At 72.2% G+C, this 20,801-nt stretch carries 17 protein-coding genes; 10 read left to right on the plus strand and 7 right to left on the minus strand.

Going from position 1 to position 20,801, the window contains the following annotated elements:
- Positions 1-10 precede the first annotated feature (10 nt).
- The 4 genes from OG788_RS16595 to OG788_RS16610 are packed head-to-tail and all read left to right on the plus strand — an operon-like array spanning position 11 to position 5,013.
- Positions 11-970: an ABC transporter permease gene (locus OG788_RS16595; protein ID WP_406371676.1), complete on the plus strand. Its 960-nt coding sequence runs from the start codon at positions 11-13 to the stop codon at positions 968-970.
- Entirely contained in the window at positions 970-2,946 is a 1,977-nt protein-coding gene (locus OG788_RS16600) for a dipeptide/oligopeptide/nickel ABC transporter permease/ATP-binding protein (RefSeq protein ID WP_406371678.1), read from the plus strand. The genes OG788_RS16595 and OG788_RS16600 overlap by 1 nt, the downstream gene beginning before the upstream one ends.
- 31 nt (positions 2,947-2,977) lie before the next feature.
- A complete protein-coding gene (locus tag OG788_RS16605) occupies positions 2,978-4,081 on the plus strand; it encodes an oligopeptide/dipeptide ABC transporter ATP-binding protein (RefSeq protein WP_406371680.1) in 1,104 nt (367 codons plus the stop codon).
- Entirely contained in the window at positions 4,078-5,013 is a 936-nt protein-coding gene (locus tag OG788_RS16610) for a dihydrodipicolinate synthase family protein (protein WP_406371682.1), read from the plus strand. The genes OG788_RS16605 and OG788_RS16610 overlap by 4 nt, the downstream gene beginning before the upstream one ends.
- A gap of 92 nt (positions 5,014-5,105) precedes the next feature.
- On the opposite strand, the gene OG788_RS16615 is transcribed toward OG788_RS16610, so the two are convergent.
- From OG788_RS16615 to leuA, 6 genes are all read right to left on the minus strand, one after another.
- A complete protein-coding gene (locus tag OG788_RS16615) occupies positions 5,106-6,317 on the minus strand; it encodes an exo-alpha-sialidase (RefSeq protein ID WP_406371684.1) in 1,212 nt (403 codons plus the stop codon).
- 176 nt (positions 6,318-6,493) lie between these two features.
- On the minus strand, positions 6,494-7,171 hold the full coding sequence (locus OG788_RS16620) for a response regulator transcription factor (RefSeq protein ID WP_351538490.1): 678 nt from the start codon (positions 7,169-7,171) through the stop codon (positions 6,494-6,496).
- Positions 7,168-8,439 carry a sensor histidine kinase gene (locus tag OG788_RS16625; protein ID WP_406376774.1) on the minus strand — a complete coding sequence of 424 codons (1,272 nt, stop codon included), beginning with the start codon at positions 8,437-8,439 and terminating at the stop codon, positions 7,168-7,170. Before OG788_RS16625 ends, OG788_RS16620 begins: the two co-directional genes overlap by 4 nt.
- Positions 8,440-8,588: 149 nt before the next feature.
- Entirely contained in the window at positions 8,589-10,682 is a 2,094-nt protein-coding gene (locus OG788_RS16630; RefSeq protein WP_406371686.1) for an MMPL family transporter, read from the minus strand.
- A gap of 164 nt (positions 10,683-10,846) precedes the next feature.
- Positions 10,847-11,542, minus strand: a complete 696-nt coding sequence (locus OG788_RS16635) for a TerB family tellurite resistance protein (RefSeq protein ID WP_351538496.1) — start codon at positions 11,540-11,542, stop codon at positions 10,847-10,849.
- A 185-nt stretch (positions 11,543-11,727) separates the two neighbouring features.
- Positions 11,728-13,479 carry a 2-isopropylmalate synthase gene (gene leuA, locus OG788_RS16640; RefSeq protein ID WP_406371688.1) on the minus strand — a complete coding sequence of 584 codons (1,752 nt, stop codon included), beginning with the start codon at positions 13,477-13,479 and terminating at the stop codon, positions 11,728-11,730.
- Positions 13,480-13,799: 320 nt separating this feature from the next.
- Here leuA and OG788_RS16645 point away from each other — a divergent pair, with 320 nt between their 5' ends.
- The 4 genes from OG788_RS16645 to OG788_RS16660 all read left to right on the plus strand — a co-directional run bounded on the left by OG788_RS16645 (position 13,800) and on the right by OG788_RS16660 (position 17,950).
- The gene (locus OG788_RS16645; RefSeq protein WP_351538501.1) at positions 13,800-14,870 is read left to right on the plus strand and encodes a M4 family metallopeptidase; all 1,071 of its coding nucleotides are present in this window, start codon (positions 13,800-13,802) and stop codon (positions 14,868-14,870) included.
- Positions 14,871-14,960: 90 nt separating this feature from the next.
- The gene (locus tag OG788_RS16650) at positions 14,961-15,227 is read left to right on the plus strand and encodes a protealysin inhibitor emfourin (RefSeq protein WP_351538504.1); all 267 of its coding nucleotides are present in this window, start codon (positions 14,961-14,963) and stop codon (positions 15,225-15,227) included.
- Positions 15,228-15,374: 147 nt separating this feature from the next.
- Complete coding sequence (locus OG788_RS16655) at positions 15,375-16,691, plus strand: GH1 family beta-glucosidase (RefSeq protein ID WP_406371691.1); 1,317 nt, start codon at positions 15,375-15,377, stop codon at positions 16,689-16,691.
- Positions 16,688-17,950, plus strand: coding sequence for an MFS transporter (locus tag OG788_RS16660; protein ID WP_356757114.1), 1,263 nt, complete (start codon positions 16,688-16,690; stop codon positions 17,948-17,950). The genes OG788_RS16655 and OG788_RS16660 overlap by 4 nt, the downstream gene beginning before the upstream one ends.
- A gap of 43 nt (positions 17,951-17,993) precedes the next feature.
- Here the strand turns inward: OG788_RS16660 and OG788_RS16665 are convergent, their stop codons facing one another.
- Positions 17,994-18,872, minus strand: a complete 879-nt coding sequence (locus OG788_RS16665; RefSeq protein ID WP_406371693.1) for an NAD-dependent epimerase/dehydratase family protein — start codon at positions 18,870-18,872, stop codon at positions 17,994-17,996.
- Between the two features lie 119 nt (positions 18,873-18,991).
- Here OG788_RS16665 and OG788_RS16670 point away from each other — a divergent pair, with 119 nt between their 5' ends.
- Together OG788_RS16670 and OG788_RS16675 are read left to right on the plus strand one after the other, a co-directional pair.
- On the plus strand, positions 18,992-19,834 hold the full coding sequence (locus OG788_RS16670; RefSeq protein ID WP_406371695.1) for a helix-turn-helix transcriptional regulator: 843 nt from the start codon (positions 18,992-18,994) through the stop codon (positions 19,832-19,834).
- A 290-nt stretch (positions 19,835-20,124) separates the two neighbouring features.
- Positions 20,125-20,601, plus strand: coding sequence for a hypothetical protein (locus tag OG788_RS16675; RefSeq protein ID WP_406371697.1), 477 nt, complete (start codon positions 20,125-20,127; stop codon positions 20,599-20,601).
- Positions 20,602-20,801 lie beyond the last annotated feature (200 nt).

Raw genomic sequence — 20,801 nt, forward strand, 5'->3', positions numbered from 1 at the left:
GAGCCGGTACGTGGTCGCCATCGTCAGGATCCTGCTGCGCCGGGTCGCGCTGCTCGTTCCGCTGATGCTCGGGATCGTCCTGTTCGTGTTCCTGGTGATGCGGTTCTCGGACGTCGACCCGGCGTCCGCGTTCTTCCAGGGCGCCAACCCGACCCCGCAGCAACTGCACGACTTCAGAGAGCAGAACGGCCTGCTCGATCCGCTGCCCGTGCGCTACGTCCACTTCGTGGCGGACCTGGTGCACGGCGACATGGGCACCAGCGCGCTGACCCGGGCGCCGGTCGTCGAGCAGGTCACCACGGCGCTGCCGCTCACGCTCCAGCTCACCTTCCTGGGGCTCGGTGTCGCGGTGGTGCTGTCGCTGCTCGGCGGGGTCACGGCCGCGATCTACCGCGACCGGCTGCCCGACCAGGTCATCCGGGTGGTGTCCCTGACCGGGGTCGCCGCACCGGGCTTCTGGCTGGCCCTGCTGATGATCCAGTATCTCGCCGTCGACCAGGGCTGGTTCCCGACCGGCGGCTACATCAACCCGGCCGACTCGCTGTCCGGCTGGCTGAAGACCATGGCGCTGCCCGCGCTCGCGCTCTCGCTGCCGGTCGCGGCCCAGCTCACCCGGATCGTCCGGACGTCCGTGGTCGAGGAGCTCGACAAGGACTATGTGCGCACCGCGATCGGCAGCGGGCTGCCGCCCCGGGTGGTCGTCGGCCGCAACGTCCTGCGCAACGCCCTGATGAACCCGCTCACCGTGCTGGGCCTGCGCGTGGGGTATCTGCTGGGCGGCGCCGTCGTCATCGAGACGATCTTCTCGCTGCCCGGCATGGGCAAGCTGATGATCGACGCCGTGAAGAACGGTGACCCGGCGGTCGTGCAGGGCGTCGTCCTGACCACGGCCATCGGCTTCGTGGTGGTGAACCTCGTCATCGACGTCCTGTATCTCCTGGTCAACCCACGGCTGAGGGAGGCGACCTGATGTTCACGCGGAAGGAACTGGCGAGGGCCCTCGCCCGGCCCGGTGTCCGGCTGCGCGGACGGCGCAGGTTGCCGCCGCTGTCGCGGATCGCGGTCTGCTTCCTGGCCGTGGTCGCCTTGACGGCACTGTTCGCCCCTCTGCTCACGCCGCACGACCCGCTCGACCAGCAGCCGCCGGTGGACGGCACCGGGCATCCGTCGTCCGGTCACTGGATGGGGCAGGACAGTCTCGGCCGGGACATCCTCAGCCGGCTGATGTACGGGGCGCGCTGGTCGCTGGCGATCGGCCTCGGCGCCACCGCGCTCGCCCTGGTGGTGGGAGCACTGCTCGGCGCGCTCGCCGCGACCTCGCGCAAGGCGGTCGACGAGACGCTGATGCGCTGCCTGGACGTCGTGATGGCGTTCCCCGGCATCGCGCTCGCCGCCGTGCTCGTCGCCGTGTTCGGCGGCGGCATCACCGTCCTGATCTGCGCGATCGCGTTCCTGTTCACCCCGCCGGTCGCCCGGGTCGTCCGGGCGAACGTCCTCGACCAGTACGGGGAGGACTACGTCACGGCCGAGCAGGTGATCGGCGCCCGCACCCCGCACATCGTCCTCAAGCACGTGGCGGTCAACTGCGCCGCGCCGATCCTGGTGTTCTGCACCGTGCAGGTCGCCGAGGCCATCGTCTTCGAGGCCTCGCTGTCCTTCATCGGCGCGGGCGTACGGCCCCCCGACCCGTCCTGGGGCAGTGTCATCGCCGACGGCAAGAACATGGTGCTGACCGGCGGCTGGTGGGCCACCGTCTTCCCCGGAATGCTGATGCTGGCCACCGTCCTGTCGCTGAACATCCTCTCCGAGGGTGTCTCCGACGCGTGGGCCGCTCCGGCGGCCCGGGAGGTGACCGTGCCCCCCGCCGAGGACCGTCTCGAAGCCCCCGAGCCGGGCAGCGGCACGGTGCTCGAACTCCCCGGTCTGGCGGAGGCCGCCGCGCGGCTGCGCTCCCGGGCCCGCCCGCTCCCCCCGGGACGGCAGCCCGTCCTCGCCGTGGAGCACCTGGCCATCGGCTTCGACCACCGGCACGGCGGTGTGGACATCGTCGACGGCATCAGCTTCGAGGTGTATCCCGGCGAAGTCCTGGGCCTGGTGGGCGAGTCGGGCTGCGGGAAGTCGCTGACGGCCCTGACGGTGATGGGCCTGGAGCCGAAGGGCGCCCGGGTGCGCGGCCATGTCCGTTTCGACCAGCGGCAGTTGGTGGGCGAGCCGATGCGCGTACGGCGCCGGCTGCTGGGCCACGAGATGGCGATGGTCTACCAGGACGCGCTGTCGTCCCTGAACCCGGCGATGACGATCAGGGCGCAGCTGAAGCAGGTGATACGGCGGGGCGGCAAGCGCACGGCGGCCGAGCTCCTCGGGCTGGTCGGCCTCGATCCCGAACGCACCCTGCGCAGCTACGCTCACGAGCTCTCCGGCGGCCAGCGCCAGCGCGTCCTGATCGCGATGGCGCTGTCCCGCGAGCCCCGGCTGATCGTCGCGGACGAACCGACGACGGCCCTGGACGTGACGGTCCAGGCGCAGGTCATGGAGCTGCTGCTGCGGCTGCGGGCGGAACTGGACTTCGCCCTGATCCTCGTCTCGCACGACCTGGCGCTCATCTCGGCGGTCACCGACCGGGTGGCCGTGATGTACGGAGGCCAGATCGTGGAGACCGGGGTGACGGCGGACCTCGTGGAATCCCCGGCGCACCACTACACGCGCGGGCTGCTCGGCAGCGTGCTGTCCCTGGAGTCGGCGGCGGAGCGCATGACGCAGATCAAGGGAGTCGTCCCCTCCCCCGCCGACTTCCCGGCCGGCTGCCGCTTCGCCGACCGGTGCCCGATGGCGAGCGAGGTGTGCCGGACGACGGCGCCGGACCTGATCGGGCCGCACACGCACACGGCGGCCTGTCATCACCCGGCCGTCGACCTGGTGACCACGGAGAGCGAGGCCGTGACATGACGATTCCACCGATGGCGCCCGGGGCAGTCCGATGACCGCGCCGGTGCGGGAGAGCGAGGTCCACCGGGCGGACGCGCTCGTCCGGCTCACCGACGCGCATGTCGTCCACAAGGCCCGCAGCGGCGGTGTGTTCACCCGGGACCGGGTGTACGCCCTGAACGGCGCCGATCTCACCATCGTGCCCGGCGAGACGATCGGCGTCGTCGGCGAGTCGGGCTGCGGCAAGTCGACGCTCGCGAAGGTGCTGGTGGGGGTGCAGCGGCCGACCTCCGGCACGGTGACCTTCCGCGGCCGTGACCTGTGGTCCCTGAAACCGGACGAGCGGCGCGGGGCGGTCGGCGCCAGCACGGGCATGATCTTCCAGGACCCCTCGACGGCGCTGAACCGGCGGCTGCCCGTACGCCGGATCCTGCGCGACCCGCTGGATGTGCACCGGCACGGCACTGCGGCCGAACGGGCTTACCGGGTGCAGGAGTTGATGTCCCTGGTCGGACTGCCCCGGGCTCTCGCGGACGCCCTTCCCGGCCAGCTCTCCGGCGGTCAGCGCCAGCGCGTGGCGATCGCCCGCGCCCTGGCCCTGGATCCCGACCTGGTGGTGGCCGACGAGCCGACGAGCGCGCTGGACGTGTCGGTCCGCGCGCAGATCCTCAACCTCCTCCTCGATCTGAAGGAACGCCTGGGCCTCGCCCTGGTGTTCGTGTCCCACGACATCCAGACGGTACGGCGGATGAGCGACCGGGTGATCACGATGTACCTCGGCCGGATCGTCGAGGAGTCCCCGGCCGACGAGGTCACCGACGGCTCCCGTCACCCGTACACCCGGGCCCTGTTCTCGGCGACTCCGGGCCTGCTGGATCCGATCGACCCGATTCCGCTGAGCGGACCCGTCCCTTCGGCGACGCGTCCGCCGAGCGGCTGCCCCTTCCGCACCCGGTGCTGGAAGGCGGACGAGGAGTGCGCCACCCTGATGCCCGACTTCACGGCCGCGTCGACGCCGGGCCACCGCTTCCGGTGTCACCATCCTGTGGAGGAGGGCCGGTCGACGCGCGCCCTGGTCGCGCAGGCCGAGTCCGCCGCGGAGGCCACCGCCATGGCCGATCTTCCGTTCCAGCAGCACATCCGGGAGCCTTCATGACCTTCCCCGCCCCGCTGACCGGTGTCGTACCGCCCGTCTGCACGCCCCTGACACCGGACCGCGAGGTGGACGTCCCGTCGCTCACCCGGCTGATCGACTACCTGATGGACGGCGGGGTGCACGGCCTGTTCGTCCTCGGCTCCACGTCCGAGGTGGCCTACCTGACGGACGCGCAGCGCAGGCTCGTGGTGGAGACGGCGGTGGGGCACGTCGCGGGCCGGCTTCCCGTGCTGGCCGGTGCGATCGACATGACGACGCCGCGCGTCCTGGACCACACGCGGGCCGCCCGCGCCGCGGGCGCGGACGCGATCGTCGTCACGGCCCCGTTCTACACCCGCACCCATCCCGCGGAGATCGCCCGCCACTTCCGCTCCGTCGCCGCCGGCGCGTCGCTCCCCGTCTTCGCCTACGACCTGCCCGCCTCCGTCCACACCAAGCTGAGCCCCGAACTGGTCCTCGAACTCGCCGCCGACGGCGTCCTGGCCGGGCTCAAGGACTCCAGCGGTGACCTCGGCGCCTTCCGCGCGGTCGTCGGCGGCGCTCGCCGCCACCCCGGCATCAGCGGCTTCACCGCGCTCACCGGCTCCGAGGTGGTCGTCGACTCGGCGCTGGCCCTCGGCGCGGACGGCGCCGTTCCCGGACTGGCCAATGTGGACCCGGCGGGCTACGTGCGCCTGTACGACCTGTGCGTGGCGGGCGACCGGGAGCGGGCCCGGGCGGAGCAGGAGCGGCTGTGCGAGCTGTTCGGCATGGTGGGCGTCGGCGATCCCGCCCGGATGGGCGGAAGTTCCTCGGCCCTCGGCGCCTTCAAGGCCGCGCTGTTCCTGCGGGGCGTCATCGACTGCCCCGCGACGGCGGAACCCCAGGTGCCGCTGTCGCAGGAGGAGGTCGAGCGGGTCGGGAAGTATCTGGCGGGGGCGGGCCTGCTCTAGCCGGGGCGGGACGGCCGGCCGGCCGGCCGGGGGGACTGTTCCACCAGGGCGGGTGCCCGCCGCCCCGCCGGGATTCGCCCCGCCGGGATTCGCTATCCCCGCAGCTCCTTCACCGGCAGGCGCCGGAACTCGATCGTCTCGTACGGTCCCGCGACGCCGGTCTCGTAGAGGATGCCGATCCGGGAGGCGCCGAGCTGGACGAGGTCCGAGTACGCCGCTCGCTGTGTGGACAGAGTGGTCGCCCTCACGAAGGCCGCGCCGCCCGTCGTACTGCGCCAGACGGCCATCGACTGGCGGGCGGTGGGGACGGAGGGGCCGGAGAACAGGAGCGGGGCGGAGGGGCCGGTCAGCTGGAGGACGCTGCCCTGGACGACGGGGACGTCGTTCAGGGTGGGCTGGACGGCGAAGGGGCGGTCCAGGGTCTCGGCACCGTCACTGGAGTAGGAGTCGAGGCGGTTGCCGGGACTGGTGCCGTTCTGGTCGCGCGAGCTGAAGTAGAGCCTCCCGTCGGGGAGTTCGGCCACCGTGCTCTCGTTGGCGTTGACGGTCCCGTCGTACGAGTCGTCGATGAAGCCGAGCCGCCAGCGGAGCCCGCCGTCGTCGCTGTAGAGCGCGTGCGCCCCGTAGTACTTGGACTCCTGACCGGTGTCGGCGGACCCGGCGGGCGGGGCGGCGGAGTGGTTGGCGGGCACGACCAGGCGCCCGGCGTGCGGTCCGTGGCGCAGGGCGATCGCGTGACCGGGGCCGGTGGCGTACCAGCGCCAGCTCGGCAGCTTCGCCCGATCCGTGATGTCCCGCGGGGCGGAGAAGTGCCGCCCGTCGTCGTGGCTGGTCTGGACGAAGACGCGCCGGCTCTGTTCCACGGTGGCCTCGCCCCGCATGATCTGCGCCTCGGTCACGGCACCGCTGTTGTAGGAGGTGAGGAGGACGATCCGGCCGGTCCGGGGGTCCACCACCGGCGCCGGGTTGCCACGGGTGTCGCCGCCGCCGGACGCGACGACCCGGAGCGGGCCCCAGGTGCAGCCGCCGTCGGACGAACGTCTGAGGACGACATCGATGTTCCCGGTGTCGCCCGCGCCGCTGTGCCGCCCCTCGGCGAAGGCGAGCAGCGTGCCGGCCCGGGTCGTGACGGTCGCGGGGATGCGGTACGTGTCGTAGCCCTCCTGGCCGGCGGTGTACGGGACGGAGGAGGTGCAGCCCCGGCCGGCCGGGGGCGCGGCGGAGGCGGTGCCGCCGGTGGCGGCGAGGGCGGTGAGGAGTCCGGCTGCTGCTGCGAACGCGGCCATGCGGCTCAAGCTGGTCATGGCACTCCCTGGACTACGTCGGACATAGGACGTGGGATGTCCTGGAGAACCTAATGTGCCCCGCGTGCCACAGCAATACCCGTGCTTCCACGGCGTGTTGACGGGACGTCAGCCTGCTCTGGCGTCGGGCCGGACCGGTGCGGCCAACACCGGGGCTCGTTCCGCGCGCCGCCGGATCAGGCCTGGCCCGCGTCTCCCGGGGTCACCAGGCCCGACTCGTACGCCACGATGACCAGCTGGGTCCGGTCGCGGGCGCCCAGCTTCCCCATGATGCGGCTGACGTGGGTCTTGGCCGTGAGCGGACTGAGCCCGAGCGCCGTCGCGATCTCGGTGTTGTTGAGTCCGCGCGCGACCAGGGTGAGCACCTCGCGCTCGCGCTCGGAGAGGCCCTCGGGGCCGCCCACCACGAGCGCGGGAACCGAGGGGGCGCGCAGGAAACGGGCGACCAGGCGGGCCGTCGGGCCCGGTGAGAGCAGCGCGTCCCCGGCGGCCACCGTGCGGATCGCGTCGAGGAGTTCGGCGGGCCGGGTGTCCTTCACCAGGAAGCCGGAGGCGCCCGCGCGCAGGGCGTCCACGATGTGCTCGTCGGTGTCGTACGTGGTGAGGACGAGCACCCTGACCCCGGCCAGGCTCTCGTCGGCGGCGATGAGCCGGGTCGCCTCGATGCCGTCCAGGTCGGGCATGCGGATGTCCATCACGATCAGGTCGGCCCGTTCGCTGCGGGCCAGTTCGACGGCCTCGCGCCCGGTGGCCGCCTGCCCGACCACCTCCATGTCCCGTGCCGACTCCACGAGCATGGCGAACGCGGCCCGCACGAGGTTCTGGTCATCGGCCAGGAGCACACGGATGGTCATCGGGCCTCGCTCCTTCCGGCTTCGGCCGCGGCCGCGGAACCGGGTCCCGGCGCGGAATCGAGCAGGGCCGGCCGCTGTTCGGGCACGGTCCGCAGGGGCAGCACCGCCAGCACCTGGAACCCTCCCTCTTCCCGTGTCCCGGCCTCCACCGTGCCGCCCACACTACGAGCGCGTTCCCCCATGCCCATCAGGCCGAAGCCGGGCGGGCCGCCCGCGTCGCCGATGCCGTCGTCGGTGACCGTCACGCGCAGGGCCCAGCCGTCCGTGCGCAGGTCCACCCGGACCGTCACGCCGGGGCCCGCGTGCCGTACCGCGTTGGTCAGCGCCTCCTGGACGATGCGGTAGGCGGCGGCGCCCACCGCGGAGGGCACGTCGTCCGCCCTTACCCCGGTCGGCGTCTCCACCTTCGCGCCCGCCGAACGCGCCGCCGCCACCAGGTCGGGCACGCCGTCGAGGCCGGGCAACGGGCCCCGCCCGTCGCCCGCGCCGTGCTCGGAGGCGCGCAGCACCTCCAGCGTGGTCCGCAGTTCACCGCGCGCGGTCCGGCAGGTCTCGGAGATGTCGTCGAGGGCCTTGGCGACGGCCGTCCGGTCGAGGCGGCCGGGGTCGGCGGCCAGGACGTGCGCGGCGACGGAGGTCTGCACGCCGATCAGGGTGATGCTGTGGGCGAGCAGATCGTGCAGGTCACGTGCGATGCGCAGGCGTTCCTCGGCGACCCGGCGGCGGGCCTCCTCCTCACGGGTGCGTTCGGCGCGCTCGGCACGTTCGACGACCTCGGCGAAGTACTGCCCGTGCACGCGGACGTACACGCCGAGGACGATGAACGCGACGATCCAGCCGGTGACGCGCAGCGCCTGGGCGCCCTCGGCGGCGCCCTGCCCGAACTTGACCGCGAGCATGACGCCGATGACACCGCTGCCGATGACGAGGGAGCGCAGCGGGCGCCCCGTGACGGCGACGGTGAAGAGCGCGGTCATCGAGACGAGCAGCGGCGCGTCGTGGTTGAAGTCCAGCGCGTGGTACGGGCCGACGCAGGCGACCAGGGCGAGGAAGGCGGCGAGCGGGGCGCGCCGCCGCCAGACCAGCGGGAGGTGCGCGGCGGTCAGCAGGGTCCAGCCGACCGCGTCCGGACGCCGGCCGTCCGCGTGCACGGTCAGCGCCACGGTCACGTCGGCGAGCAGCAGCGCGACGGCGAGCAGCGCGTCCTGGCGCAGGATCCGTGCCGGGTCGACGCTCCCCCGGTGCCCGAAGCCGGTGAGGTGCAGCATGCGTTTGACGTCCACCGCTTCATCCTCCGTGAGGGGGCGCCCCTCCGGGAGAGGAGGGGCGCCCTGTGTCCGTTGTGCGAGGGCCGGCCCGGCTCGGCGTCCGGGGTGCCGTGCCGGCCGGCTCGGTGCCCGGGGTGAGCCGGGGCGGCTCAGCCGACGGCGACGGGCTCTCGCCGCCCCGCCTCCTCGGTGTCCGGCTTGCGCGAGAGGCCGCCCGGCCACCACACCTTCCGTCCCAGCGCCACGCTCGCGCTGGTCACCAGGTACGTACGGACGAGGAAGGTGTCGAGCAGCACCCCGACCGAGATGACGAAGCCGAGCTCGACGAGCTGGAGGAGCCCCATGTTGGTGAGCACCGCGAAGGTGGCCGCGAGGACGAGGCCGGCCGAGGCGATCACGCCTCCCGTGGTGCGCAGCGCGGTGAGCGCGGCGGCGGCCGGTTCGGCGCCGGAGAGGGATTCCTCCCGCATCCGGTGCATGAGGAAGATCCCGTAGTCGACGCCGAGGGCGACCAGGAACACGAAGGACAGCAGGCCGAGACCGGGATCGGTCCCCTCGAACCCGAACAGCGGTCCGAAGACCAGGCCCCCGATGCCGAGCGCCGCGCCCCACACCGCGACCACGGCGCCGACGAGCAGCAGCGGGGCGACCAGGCTGCGCAGCAGGGCGACGAGGATCAGCAGGACGGAGGCGAGAACGATGGGCACGACGACGAGCCGGTCGCGGGCGTTGGTGTCCTGGAGGTCGATCTGCTGGGCGCTCGGGCCACCGACGTACGATCCGCCGAGGTCCTCCCGCAACGCCTTGATCGTGGCGGTCTCGGCCGCCGACTGGGGCGCGCCGCGCGCGATGACGGAGATCTCCGTCCAGTTGCCGCCGCTCCGTCCGGGCTCGGCGCTCGCGACGCCGGCGTGGCCGCGTACGGCGGCCAGCGTCGCGTCCGCCCGGCCGGTGGGGGTGATCACGGTGATCGGCTGGGTGCCCTTGCCCGGGTAGGCGCGGGCGAGTGTCTCCATCGCGGCGACCGAGTCGGGCCGGTGGACGAAGGAGTCCTGCTGCTTGAGGGGGCCCGGCAGGTTCAGGGTGCCGAGGGCGAGTGCCCCGAGCAGGACGGCTCCGCTCGCGAGGACGACGAGCGGCCGGCGTCCGGCGGAGGACCCCATCGCGACGAACAGGCCCCGCCGCGCCTTGGGCTCGGCGTCGTAGGCGGGGACCAGCGGCCAGAACACCCGGCGCCCGAGCAGGACGAGCACGGCGGGCAGCAGGGTCAGCATGGCGAGCAGGGCGCAGAGGACCCCGACGGTGCCCGTCGGGCCCATGCCCCGGCTGCTGTTGAGGTCGGCGGCGAGCAGGCAGAGCAGTCCGGCGGCGACGGTGCCGGAGGAGGCGAGCACGGCGGGCCCGCAGCCGCGCAGGGCCACCTTCATGGCGTCGTAGGGCCGTTCCACACGCCGTAGTTCCTCCCGGTAGCGGGAGATGATCAGCAGCGCGTAGTCGGTTCCGGCGCCGAAGACGAGGATCGTCATCACGCCCGAGCTCTGGCCGGAGACGCTGGTGCCGAACGCCTGGTGGAGTCCGTAGGCGACGCCCATCGACAGATAGTCGGCGACGCCGGCGACGGCGAGCGGCACGAGCCACAGCAGCGGGCTGCGGTAGATGAGGATCAGCAGGACGGCGACCACACCCACGGTGGTGTAGAGCAGCGGCCCGCCGAGCGAGTTGTACACCTCGCCGGCGTCAGTGGCCAGGGCGCCGGGCCCGCCGACGTCGACGCTCATCCCGTCCGTTCCCCGGGCGACGTCGCGTACGTCGTTCACGAACGCGTCGCGCTTCTTCTCGTCGGTGCCGGGAGCGGTGCTGGCGACGGCGTACATCAGCGTGCTGCCGTCCCGGGAGGGCACGGCCTCGGGGGTGCCGGTGAGCGGGTTGGCCCGGACCACGTCGGCGACCTGGCGGGCCGCCGTGGCCCGGTCGGCGGCGCGGAGCCCTCCGTCGCGGTGGTAGACGAGGACCAGTTCGGTGGCCTCGCCGCCGGGCAGGCGGTCCTCGATCTTCGCGACCTGGGTGGAGTCGGCGCTCGCCGGCAGATAGTCCACGGCCCGGTCGTGCTGCACGTCCGCGAGCTTCGCCGCGAACGGCCCGACGGCCGCCAGCACGGCCACCCACAGCCCGAGCAGCAACCAGGGCACGGCGGTCCGCCGCCCTGGGCCCCTCCTCGTCTTTCCGGCCTTCTCGGGCCCCATGGCGGGGTCCTCCCCTTCTCGCGGAATGTCTGGACAGACACCAGACTCCCGGCGCGAGGGGCGGCATTCGTCGCGCGGAAGGGCGAGTTCGCGGGTACTGCGAGGGGTGGCCCGGAGGCCGGACTACTCCCGGGGGAGTAACAGCGGGACGGGGTGGAGCGGGCCTACGACGGTGTCCGTGCCGTCGCCAGGAGACGGGTCACGTCGTCCGAGCAGATCGTCAGGGCCGCGCCGACGGTGGCCAGGACGTCCCGTTCGGCGGGGGTGTACGGCCCGTCGGCGAGGGCGATGCGGGCACCCTGGAGGAGGATCGCCTCGCGGCCCGTCGGGGCGAGGTGCGGGGCCAGCGGGTCCAGGGCCTCGTGGAGCTCTATGGCCAGGCTCGCTCCGCAGGGCTCGCCGAAGAAGCGGCCCGTGTCGGCGGCGAGGGCCTCGACGAGGGCGCCGAGCTGGTCCTCCGTGCAGTCGTCGAAGCCGGCCGAGCGGACGGCCGCGGCGGCGGTCTCCAGGGACGAGCGGGCGCAGCCTCCGCCCGCCGCGAGGACCGCGAGGGCGACGGTGTGGACGGCGTCGCGGAGCATCGCGGAGAAGCGGGTGGTGGTGGGGTGGTCCAGGACGTCGGCGCCGTAGTGGCGTCGGCAGGCGGCGCATTCGACGACGGGCCCGGTCTCGCCGCGCGGAATCACGGGAACGCCCAGAAGGGTGAAGCGGCGGCGGCCGGTCAGCCGTTGGTAATTGCGGTCGCCTCCGCAGCCGGGGCAGAAGAACTCACCGTCGCCGACCGTGTTCCATGCCGTACGGGTGCCCAGGATGCGGGGAACCTGAACTGCACGACCGTTTCGTCCCCATCCTGGCAGCACGTCGCACACCTCCGTAATGCCACGGCAACATCGCCGTGCTGGCGTGATGTTAGCCACATTGTTGAGGCTGAGTCAGTACCCAGGACGAGACCTGCTCGTGACCTGCACATGGATTGGCCGGTATACGACCGGGCCCCGCCCGCCTCGGAAGGCGGACGGGGCCGGAAAGAACCAGGTGAACGAGGTCAGCGGGCCGATCGGTTGACGGCGGAGACGACGGCCTTCAGCGAGGCGCGTGTCGTATTCGCGTCGATGCCGATTCCCCACAGAACCTTGTCGCCGATCGCGCACTCGATGTACGAGGCGGCCTGCGCGGAGGCACCCTCGCTCATCGTGTGCTCCTGGTAGTCCAGCAGGCGTACGTCGACGCCGATGGACTGCAGGGCGTCGAAGAAGGCGGAGATCGGGCCGTTGCCGGTGCCGCTCAGGACCGTGTCCGTGCCGTCGACCGTGGCCTCGACGGTCAGCGTGTCGACGCCGTCCTTGTCCGTGGTGGACTGGCCGGTCCTGACCTGGATACGGCCCCACGGGTTCCCGGGGTTGGGCAGGAACTCGTCCTGGAAGGCCGCCCAGATGTCCTTCGGCGTGACCTCGCCGCCCTCGGCGTCCGTCTTCGCCTGGATGATCTTCGAGAACTCGATCTGCATCCGGCGCGGCAGGTCCAGCTTGTGGTCGTTCTTCAGGACGTACGCGATACCGCCCTTGCCCGACTGCGAGTTGACGCGGATGACGGCCTCGTAGGAACGGCCGACGTCCTTCGGGTCGATGGGCAGGTACGGGACGGCCCACTCGATGTCGTCGACGGTGACGCCCTTCGCGGCCGCCTCGGCCTCCATGGCGTCGAAGCCCTTCTTGATGGCGTCCTGGTGGGAGCCGGAGAAGGACGTGTAGACCAGGTCGCCCACGTACGGGTGGCGCGCGTGGACCTCCATCTGGTTGCAGTACTCCCACGTACGACGGATCTCGTCGATGTCGGAGAAGTCGATCTGCGGGTCGACGCCCTGCGAGAACAGGTTCATGCCCAGGGTGACCAGGTCGACGTTGCCGGTGCGCTCGCCCTGGCCGAACAGACAGCCCTCGACACGGTCGGCGCCGGCCATCAGTGCCAGCTCGGCGGCGGCGACGGCCGTACCGCGGTCGTTGTGGGGGTGGATCGACAGGCAGACGTACTCGCGGCGGGACAGGTGGCGGCCCATCCACTCGAAGCGGTCCGCGTGCGTGGAGGGGGTCGAACGCTCCACCGTGGCGGGCAGGTTGAGGATGATCTCGCGGCCCGGGCCGGGCTGCCAGACGTCCATGACCGCCTCGCAGACCTCCAGGGCGAAGTCCAGCTCGGTGTCGGTGAAGATCTCGGGGCTGTACTGGTAGCCGAACTCGGTCTCGGGGCCCAGCAGCTTCTCCGCGTACTCGACGACCAGGCGCGTGCCGTCGACGGCGATCTGCTTGATGTCGTCCTTGGAGCCGCGGAAGACGACGCGCCGGAAGACCGGGGCGGTCGCGTTGTACAGGTGCACGTTGGCGCGCTTGGCGCCCTTCAGCGACTCGACGGTCCGCTCGATCAGGTCCTCGCGGGCCTGGGTCAGTACGGAGATCGTGACGTCGTCCGGGATCGCGGTCTCGTCCTCGATGATCGAACGGACGAAGTCGAAGTCCGTCTGGCCCGACGCAGGGAAGCCGACCTCGATCTCCTTGTAGCCCATCTTCACCAGCAGGTCGAACATCTCACGCTTGCGCGCGGGCGACATGGGGTCGATCAGGGCCTGGTTGCCGTCGCGCAGGTCGGTGGAGAGCCAGCGGGGGGCGACGGTGATCCGGTTGTTCGGCCAGTCGCGGTCGGCGATGTCGACCTGGTCGTACCGGCCGTACTTGTGGACCGGCATCGACGTGGGCCGCTGACGGTTGGCACGGGTCTGCTCGCTGCTGTGGCTGTTCGCCATGATGCGTGGGCTCCTCAGGATGTCCGAAAGGACGGCCGACGGCGCAACGCCAGACTCCGCGGGGAGGGGGTCGGCCTCGACTACAGGCCCTCGCCGCGGCAGCTAAGGAGAAGCAGCCCGAAACGCATGATGCTCCGCAGCCTAGCCGAGCCGCGCTCCGTACGGAGGGCTGTATCAGTATGCGGGATCGCACCCCCCGAAAAGGACAAAAAGTGCGCCATACCACTTCCAGGCGGAATCCCGGCCTCCTTATCTCCGCATTTCACCAATCATGGTTGCACGTAGTGACATCGACATCACTCAGTGCAAGGGTGCCGGGCATGAAGACCAACGGGGGCTTCGAGCCCGTTCACTGCACCATCGTGCCGCCCCACGTCCTCGACAAGCTCGCCCGGCACGAGGACCCGGCGCTCTCCGGTCCCGCGCGCCAGACCCTGGAGCGCGACGCGTACGAGCGCACCCACCGGCGCCTGACCACCGTCATCGGCGCGCCCGCCGTGGCCGCGCCCGCGGGGGCCGCCGAGCAGAAACCGCACCGCACGATCTACGACGCCCGCCACCGCCAGGACCTCCCCGGCAAGAAGGTCCGCGGAGAGGGCGACAAGCCGGGCAAGGACGCCACGGTCAACCGCGCCTACGCCGGCCTCGGGGCCACCTTCGATCTCTACCTGAACGCCTACCAGCGCGCCTCGATCAACGGCGAGGGCCTGCCGCTCGACGCCACCGTGCACTTCGACGCGAACTACAACAACGCCTTCTGGAACGGCGAGCAGATGGTGTTCGGCGACGGTGACGGCGAGATCTTCCTCGACTTCACCATCCCGGTCGACGTCATCGGCCACGAGCTGACCCACGGCGTCACGCAGTACACGGCGAACCTCACCTACTTCGGCCAGCCGGGTGCCCTGAACGAGTCCATGTCGGACGTCTTCGGCTCGCTGATCAAGCAGTACACACTCGGCCAGACCGCCGCCGAGGCCGACTGGCTGATCGGCGCCGGGCTGCTCGCCTCGCGGGTCACCGGCACCGCCCTGCGCTCCATGAAGGAGCCGGGCACGGCGTACGACGACGACGTCCTCGGCAAGGACCCGCAGCCAGGGACGATGGACGGCTATGTCCGCACCGGCCGGGACAACGGCGGCGTCCACATCAACTCCGGCATCCCCAACCACGCCTTCTATCTCGTCGCCCAGGCCCTCGGCGGCCACGCGTGGGAACGGGCCGGGCAGATCTGGTACGACGTCCTGACCGGCGGGGAGCTGCCCCAGCAGGCCCTCTTCTCGGACTTCGCGCGGCTCACGCTCGCCGCGGCGCGGTCCCGGTTCAACGAGGGCGAGGAACTGCTGGCCGTGACGAAGGCCTGGGAGCAGGTCGGGGTCCCCGCCGCATGACCCCGGGCACATGACCTCGAGCACGTCCACTCCTGGCCACATGGCCCCGGGCGCATGGCCCCGGTGCCCGACTCGTACTAGGCAGGACCCATGCGTATTCAGGTGAGGCGCACGGGCGGGTTCGCGGGCATCGAGCGTCAAGCCGAGGTGGACACCTCGGGACGGCCCGACGCCGCCGATTGGCACGCCCTGGCCGAGCGGGCGTTCGCCGCCGGCCGGGGCACGCCCCCGGCCGGCGTCCCGGACGGCTTCAGCTACCGGATCACGGTGGACGGGAGGACGGTCCACGCCGCCGACCCGAGACTGACGGAGGACCAGCGCGAGCTGATCTCACGGGTGCTGAAGGAAGGCGCCTGAAGGAAGGCGCTGACGCAGGGCGCCGAAGGCTGGATCGATCCGAGACGGGCGCCGGGAGGGCGCCCTAGAACACCGGCGCAGGGAAAGGCAGTCACGGGAAGCCGCGAGTTCACGCCGAACCGTTGACTTCCGTTACCGCCGGTACAGATGATCGCGCGCATGGCGACGACCCCCCTCCCGCAGTTCCCGCCCGGCTTCCTCTGGGGCGTGTCCACCTCGGCCCACCAGATCGAGGGGGCCGCGGACGAACGCGCCCCCTCGGTGTGGGACGCCTTCACCGCCGAGCCCGGGCACGTCAAGGACGGCTCCACGGCGGCGGTGGCCTGCGACCACTTCCACCGCTACCCGGAGGACGTGGCACTCCTCGCCGGCCTCGGCGTGGACGCGTACCGCTTCTCCGTCTCCTGGCCCCGGGTGAACTCCCCCGGCGGCCTCGACTTCTACGACCGCCTGGTCGACTCCCTCTGCGCGGCGGACATACGGCCCGTGCCGACCCTCTTCCACTGGGACCTGCCCGCGGAGCTGGACTGGACGGACCGGGACACCGCCGAGCGGTTCGCCGAGTACGCCGCGGTCGTCGCCGCACGCCTCGGCGACCGCGTGAAGAAGTGGATCACTCTCAACGAACCCGCCGAACACACCCTGCTGGGCCACGCGCTCGGCGCGCACGCTCCCGGCAAGCAGCTCCTGTTCGACGCGCTGCCGGTGGCCCACCACCAGCTCCTCGCCCACGGTCTCGCCGTACGGGCCCTGCGCGCGGCCGGTGCCGGCGACATCGGGATCGCCAACTCGCACGGCCCGACCTGGGCGGCCTCGGACCGCACCGAGGACGTGGAGGCGGCCGACTTCTACGACCTCCTGCTCAACCGGCTCTTCGCCGACCCCGTCCTGCTCGGCCGGTACCCCGAAGGCATCGGTGAGTTGATGCCCGGCGACGTCGAGTCGGACCTGAAGATCATCGGCGAGCCGGTCGACTGGTACGGGATCAACTACTACCAGCCGACCAGGGTGGGCGCCCCCGAGGGCGCGGAGATCGAGTTCAGCGGACTCACCCTGCCCGCCGAACTGCCCTTCACCGTCAAGGAACTGGAGGGCTACCCGGTCACCGACTTCGGCTGGCCGGTGGTGCCCGAGGCGCTCACCGAACTGCTGGTCGGCTTCCACGAGCGCTACGGCGACCGGCTCCCGCCCGTCGTCATCACCGAGAACGGCTGCTCGTACGACGGTATCGACGACCAGGAGCGGATCGCCTTCCTGGACGGTCATGTCCGGGCTCTGCACCGGGCGTCGGAGCAGGGCGTCGACGTGCGCGGCTACTTCGTCTGGTCGCTGATGGACAACTTCGAGTGGGCGGAGGGGTACGCGCGCCGCTTCGGCCTCGTCCACGTCGACTACGAAACGCTGGAACGGACCCCCAAGGCCTCGTACGGCTGGCTGCGGGACGCCCTGCGGGCGCAGAGATGACCGCCGCCGACCCGGTCATACCCGCGGCGGCCCTCGCCGAGCCCGTCGAGCGGGTCGGCCGGGGCTGGACCTCGGCGCTGTCGCTCGCCAACGGAGCGATCTGGGTGGGCTGGTACGGCCCGCTGCAGATCCTCCTCGCCTCCCAGGCGGAGGACTTCGCGCCCGGCACCGGCCTGTCCAAGGAGGCGATGCTGGCCTGGGTCACGGGCGCGGGCGCGGTCGTCTCCCTGGTCGCCAACCCGCTCTTCGGCGCGCTCTCCGACCGGACGACCGCGCGCCGGGGCCGCCGTACGCCGTGGATCGTGGCCGGAGCGGCCGGCGGCGCCCTGTCCCTGCTGCTCCTCGCGGGTGCGGGCGGCGTGTGGACGATGGCGGCGGGCTGGTGCCTGGTCCAGCTGACCCTGAACGCCGCGTTCGCCGCGGTGACGGCGGCCGTCCCCGACCGGGTGCCGCGGCTCCAACGCGGCAGCGTGGGCGGCTGGCTGGGCGCCGCGCAGATCCTCGGCGTGGTCGGCGGCACGGGACTCGCGACGGTGGCCGGGGGCACCGGCGGCGGGTACGCGGCGTGCGCGGTGTTCACCCTGGTGGGCGTCCTGCCCTACGTGCTCCGCTACGAGGACCTGCGGTTGCCGGAGTCGGCCCGCCCGCCCTGGTCCTGGCGTGCCTTCCTCGCCTCGTTCCGGCTGAGCCCGCGCGAGCACCCCGACCTGGCGTGGGCCTGGCTGACCCGTTTCCTCATCAACCTCAGCAACGCCCTCGTGCTGCTGTACCTGCTCTACTACCTGCGGGACCGGCTGCACCACGACGACCCCGAGCAGGGTGTCCTGATCCTCACGGCGGTGAACGGCGTCACGCTGCTGGCCACCGTCGTGGTGGGCGGGGTGTGGTCGGACCGGCTGGGCCGCCGCAAACCGTTCGTGATCTGGTCCGGCGTCCTGATGGCGGTGGCCACGGCGGCGCTGGCCGGATGGCAGACCTGGCCCGGCGCGATCACCGCCGCGGCCGTCCTCGGCGTCGGCTTCGGCGTCTTCACCTCCGTCGACTTCGCCCTCATGACCGACGTCCTGCCGAAGGCCCTCGACCGCGGCAAGGACCTCGGCGTCATCAACATCGCCAACGCCCTCCCCCAGGTCGCGGCGCCGGTGCTGGCGGCACCGATCGTGACGTACCTGGGCGGCTACCGGGTGCTGTATCTGGTCGCGGCGGTGATCGGCCTCGCGGGGGCGGTGCTGGTGAGGCGGATCAAGGGCGTGGACTGAGCGGGCCGGTCGGTCCCCCCGGGCGGCCGCCCGGCCCCGTCCGTCACAGGGCCCCGGCGTCCCTGGCCGTCCACAGAGACGGGTACGCCGGGCGGAAGCCCAGCTCGTGGCGGATGCGGTCGGTGGAGACGATCCCGTTCCAGGGGTCGGGGTCGGTGCGCTCGTACAGGGCGGGCGGCACCTCGACGCCGTTGATCAGGTGGAGGTCGACGGTGGTGACGGGGGCGTCGTCGGCGATGTTGTAGATCCGGCCGCCGCCCGTACCGGGGGCGTACAGCAGACGGCTCAGCCCCTGGGCGACATCCGCGTGGTGGACCATCTGGAGCCGTTGGCCGGCGGCCCAGTGCGCCGCCCACCGCATCGACGCGGCGAGATGCGGGTCGCCCTCCCCGTAGACGAAGGCGAGGCGGCCGATCCGGACGTCCATGCCGCCCTCCAGGGCGAGCAGGCCGCGCTCCGCCTCCTGCTTGGACGCCGGGTAGGCGCCCCACATCTCGCCGCCGGGCATGCTCGGGTCGTCCTCGGTCAGCGGGCGGCCCCGGCCGGTCCCGTACACCAGGTTGGTGCTGACCTGCACGAACCGGCGGACGCCCGAGGAGACGGCGGCGCGGCCCAGCTCCAGCGCCGCGTCGCGGTTGACCGCCCGGGCCTCCTCGTCGGGGACCCCGCGGAAGGCGGCCGCGATGTTCACGACCGCGTCGACACCCGCGAGGGCCTTGCCGAGCGTCTCGGCGTCGCGCAGGTCTCCGACGGCGATCTCGACCCCGAGGCCGGTGGGGCCGGTGAGACCGGCGAGGGCCGTGGCCCGGGACTCGTCGCGGACCAGCACCCGGACCTGGTCGCCGGTGGGCGCCTGCTGCAGGAGACGGGGTACGAAGCGTCGTCCGACCTCGCCGGTGGTTCCGGTCACCAATGTCAGCATGATCTGTTCCTCTCGTCGGCCTCCACCGTCCCCCGGTCCCGGGCGGGGCGGGAGAGACCTCCTGATCCAGGGATCGGCAGTGCCTGGATCAGACCGGCGGCCTGCGTCACGCTGGAGGGGTGAACCGAGCCGAACTCGCCGACTTCCTGCGCCGCGGCCGCGCCCGTCTGGAGCCCTCCGACGTGGGGCTCACGGCCGGTTCCCGGCGCCGCACCCCTGGCCTGCGCCGCGAGGAGGTGGCGGCGCTCGCGGGCATGTCCGTGGACTACTACACCCGGCTCGAACAGTCGCGTGGACCGCGCCCCTCCCGTCAGATGCTGGGCGCGCTGGCACGGGCGCTGCGGCTCACCGGCGACGAGCGGGACCACCTCTTCCACCTGGTCGGCGAGGAGCCGCCGCGCGCCGCGGGCGCCTCCTCGCACGTCCGCCCCGGACTGCTGCTGATCCTCGACCGGCTGCACGACGCGCCGGCCCAGGTCATGACCGACTACGGCGAGGTACTCGCGCAGAACGCGCTGGCGTCGGCCCTGACGGGCGAGGCGGAGCCGGGCCGCAATGTCGTCCGGCGGTTCTTCACCGACCCGCGGGCCCGCGCCCTCTTCCCGCCCGAGGACCGCCCCCAGCACGCCCGCTCCCATGTCGCCAACCTGCGCGCGGTCACGGCGGCCCGCCCCGCCGATCCGGCGCCCGCCGCCCTGGTGGCCGAACTCCGCTCCACGAGCGAGGAGTTCGCGGATCTGTGGGAGTCCCACGAGGTCGCGGTGCGGCGGTCCGCGACGAAGCGGTTCCTGCACCCGACGGTCGGTCTGCTGGAGCTCGACTGCGAGTTCCTGCTCAGCTCCGGCGACCACCAGCTCCTCATCGTGCACACGGCGCGCCCCGGCACCGAGTCGTACGAGCGCCTCCAGCTGCTGCGTGTGGTGGGCCTGCAGAACCTGGCTCCGGCCTCCGGGCGGCGGTGACATCCCGGGCGCGGGTCCAACTTCGGCCACTTTTCATGACCGTTGAAGGAAAGGGTCCGCTTCCCTTGCAATCGTGAGCCACCCGCGCCTCAATGGAACCGCACATTCCGACGGACCGTCGGTTACGCCTCCGCACGGCGTCCCGCACCCCACGCGCGGACGGTCCGCGTACACGTCTCCCCGCACCCTCACCGGGCACAGAGGTGAGGAGCCCGTGTGCCCGGACCAGGGCGGACGGCACCGTCCCGACCATCCCCACATGGCAATTCCCCACAAGGGAAGGGATTTCGATGAGAGGCAAGCGACTCGGAACCGTCGTGGCGTTAGCCGCCGGCACCCTCGCCGCGACCGGTCTGGCCTTCGCGCCGGCCGCCGCGGCCGTCACTCCCCAGACGGCCACCATCAACGCGACCTGCACCCTCGGTGGCAGCGGCGAGGCCACCCTCACGGCCACCCAGGACGGCACGGCCGCGACCATCACCCTCAGCTCCACCGCCATCACCTCCCCGCTCCCCATCTCCGAGGACTCGGTCACCTCCACCCTGACCCTGGTGAACGCGAGCGGCGGGACCACCGCCTTCAGCGGCACGAGGAACCCCGCCATCGCCGCGGGCGGCGGGGTCTCGGTGGGCCCCCTGGACGGCACCGTCGCCCCCGGCGACAGCCTGGAGACCTACGGCGGCTCGCTGAACATGGTGGTCTTCGGCATCACCATCACCTGCACGGCCGACGCGCCGCAGTCCCCGGGCCCGTTCGTCTTCGACTGACCGACCGCGACATGACGTGAGGGCCGGTGCCGCCCGCGCGCAGCGGCACCGGGTCCCCCGCAACTCGCCTGTCGGCCATCCCGGTTGATGACCATGACAGAAACTGATGGGCCATCAGTCACTGCTCCGGGACTCCATTGACTTCTCACACAACCCGCACATCAATGGCCCCCTGTCGGCGCGGACGAGCCGCTGCGCCC

It is taken from the genome of Streptomyces sp. NBC_00647 (assembly GCF_045207245.1).
In the GTDB taxonomy this organism is placed as follows: Bacteria; Actinomycetota; Actinomycetes; order Streptomycetales; family Streptomycetaceae; genus Streptomyces.

Bases quoted from the DNA above. Each gene is read 5' to 3' on its own strand.
- OG788_RS16600 (WP_406371678.1), top strand. From the start codon at position 970: ATGTTCACGCGGAAGGAACTGGCGAGGGCCCTCGCCCGGCCCGGTGTC.
- OG788_RS16605 (WP_406371680.1), top strand. From the start codon at position 2,978: ATGACCGCGCCGGTGCGGGAGAGCGAGGTCCACCGGGCGGACGCGCTC.
- OG788_RS16610 (WP_406371682.1), top strand. From the start codon at position 4,078: ATGACCTTCCCCGCCCCGCTGACCGGTGTCGTACCGCCCGTCTGCACG.
- OG788_RS16615 (WP_406371684.1), bottom strand. From the start codon at position 6,317: ATGACCAGCTTGAGCCGCATGGCCGCGTTCGCAGCAGCAGCCGGACTC.
- OG788_RS16620 (WP_351538490.1), bottom strand. From the start codon at position 7,171: ATGACCATCCGTGTGCTCCTGGCCGATGACCAGAACCTCGTGCGGGCC.
- OG788_RS16625 (WP_406376774.1), bottom strand. From the start codon at position 8,439: ATGCTGCACCTCACCGGCTTCGGGCACCGGGGGAGCGTCGACCCGGCA.
- OG788_RS16630 (WP_406371686.1), bottom strand. From the start codon at position 10,682: ATGGGGCCCGAGAAGGCCGGAAAGACGAGGAGGGGCCCAGGGCGGCGG.
- leuA (WP_406371688.1), bottom strand. From the start codon at position 13,479: ATGGCGAACAGCCACAGCAGCGAGCAGACCCGTGCCAACCGTCAGCGG.
- OG788_RS16645 (WP_351538501.1), top strand. From the start codon at position 13,800: ATGAAGACCAACGGGGGCTTCGAGCCCGTTCACTGCACCATCGTGCCG.
- OG788_RS16650 (WP_351538504.1), top strand. From the start codon at position 14,961: ATGCGTATTCAGGTGAGGCGCACGGGCGGGTTCGCGGGCATCGAGCGT.
- OG788_RS16655 (WP_406371691.1), top strand. From the start codon at position 15,375: ATGATCGCGCGCATGGCGACGACCCCCCTCCCGCAGTTCCCGCCCGGC.
- OG788_RS16660 (WP_356757114.1), top strand. From the start codon at position 16,688: ATGACCGCCGCCGACCCGGTCATACCCGCGGCGGCCCTCGCCGAGCCC.
- OG788_RS16665 (WP_406371693.1), bottom strand. From the start codon at position 18,872: ATGCTGACATTGGTGACCGGAACCACCGGCGAGGTCGGACGACGCTTC.
- OG788_RS16675 (WP_406371697.1), top strand. From the start codon at position 20,125: ATGAGAGGCAAGCGACTCGGAACCGTCGTGGCGTTAGCCGCCGGCACC.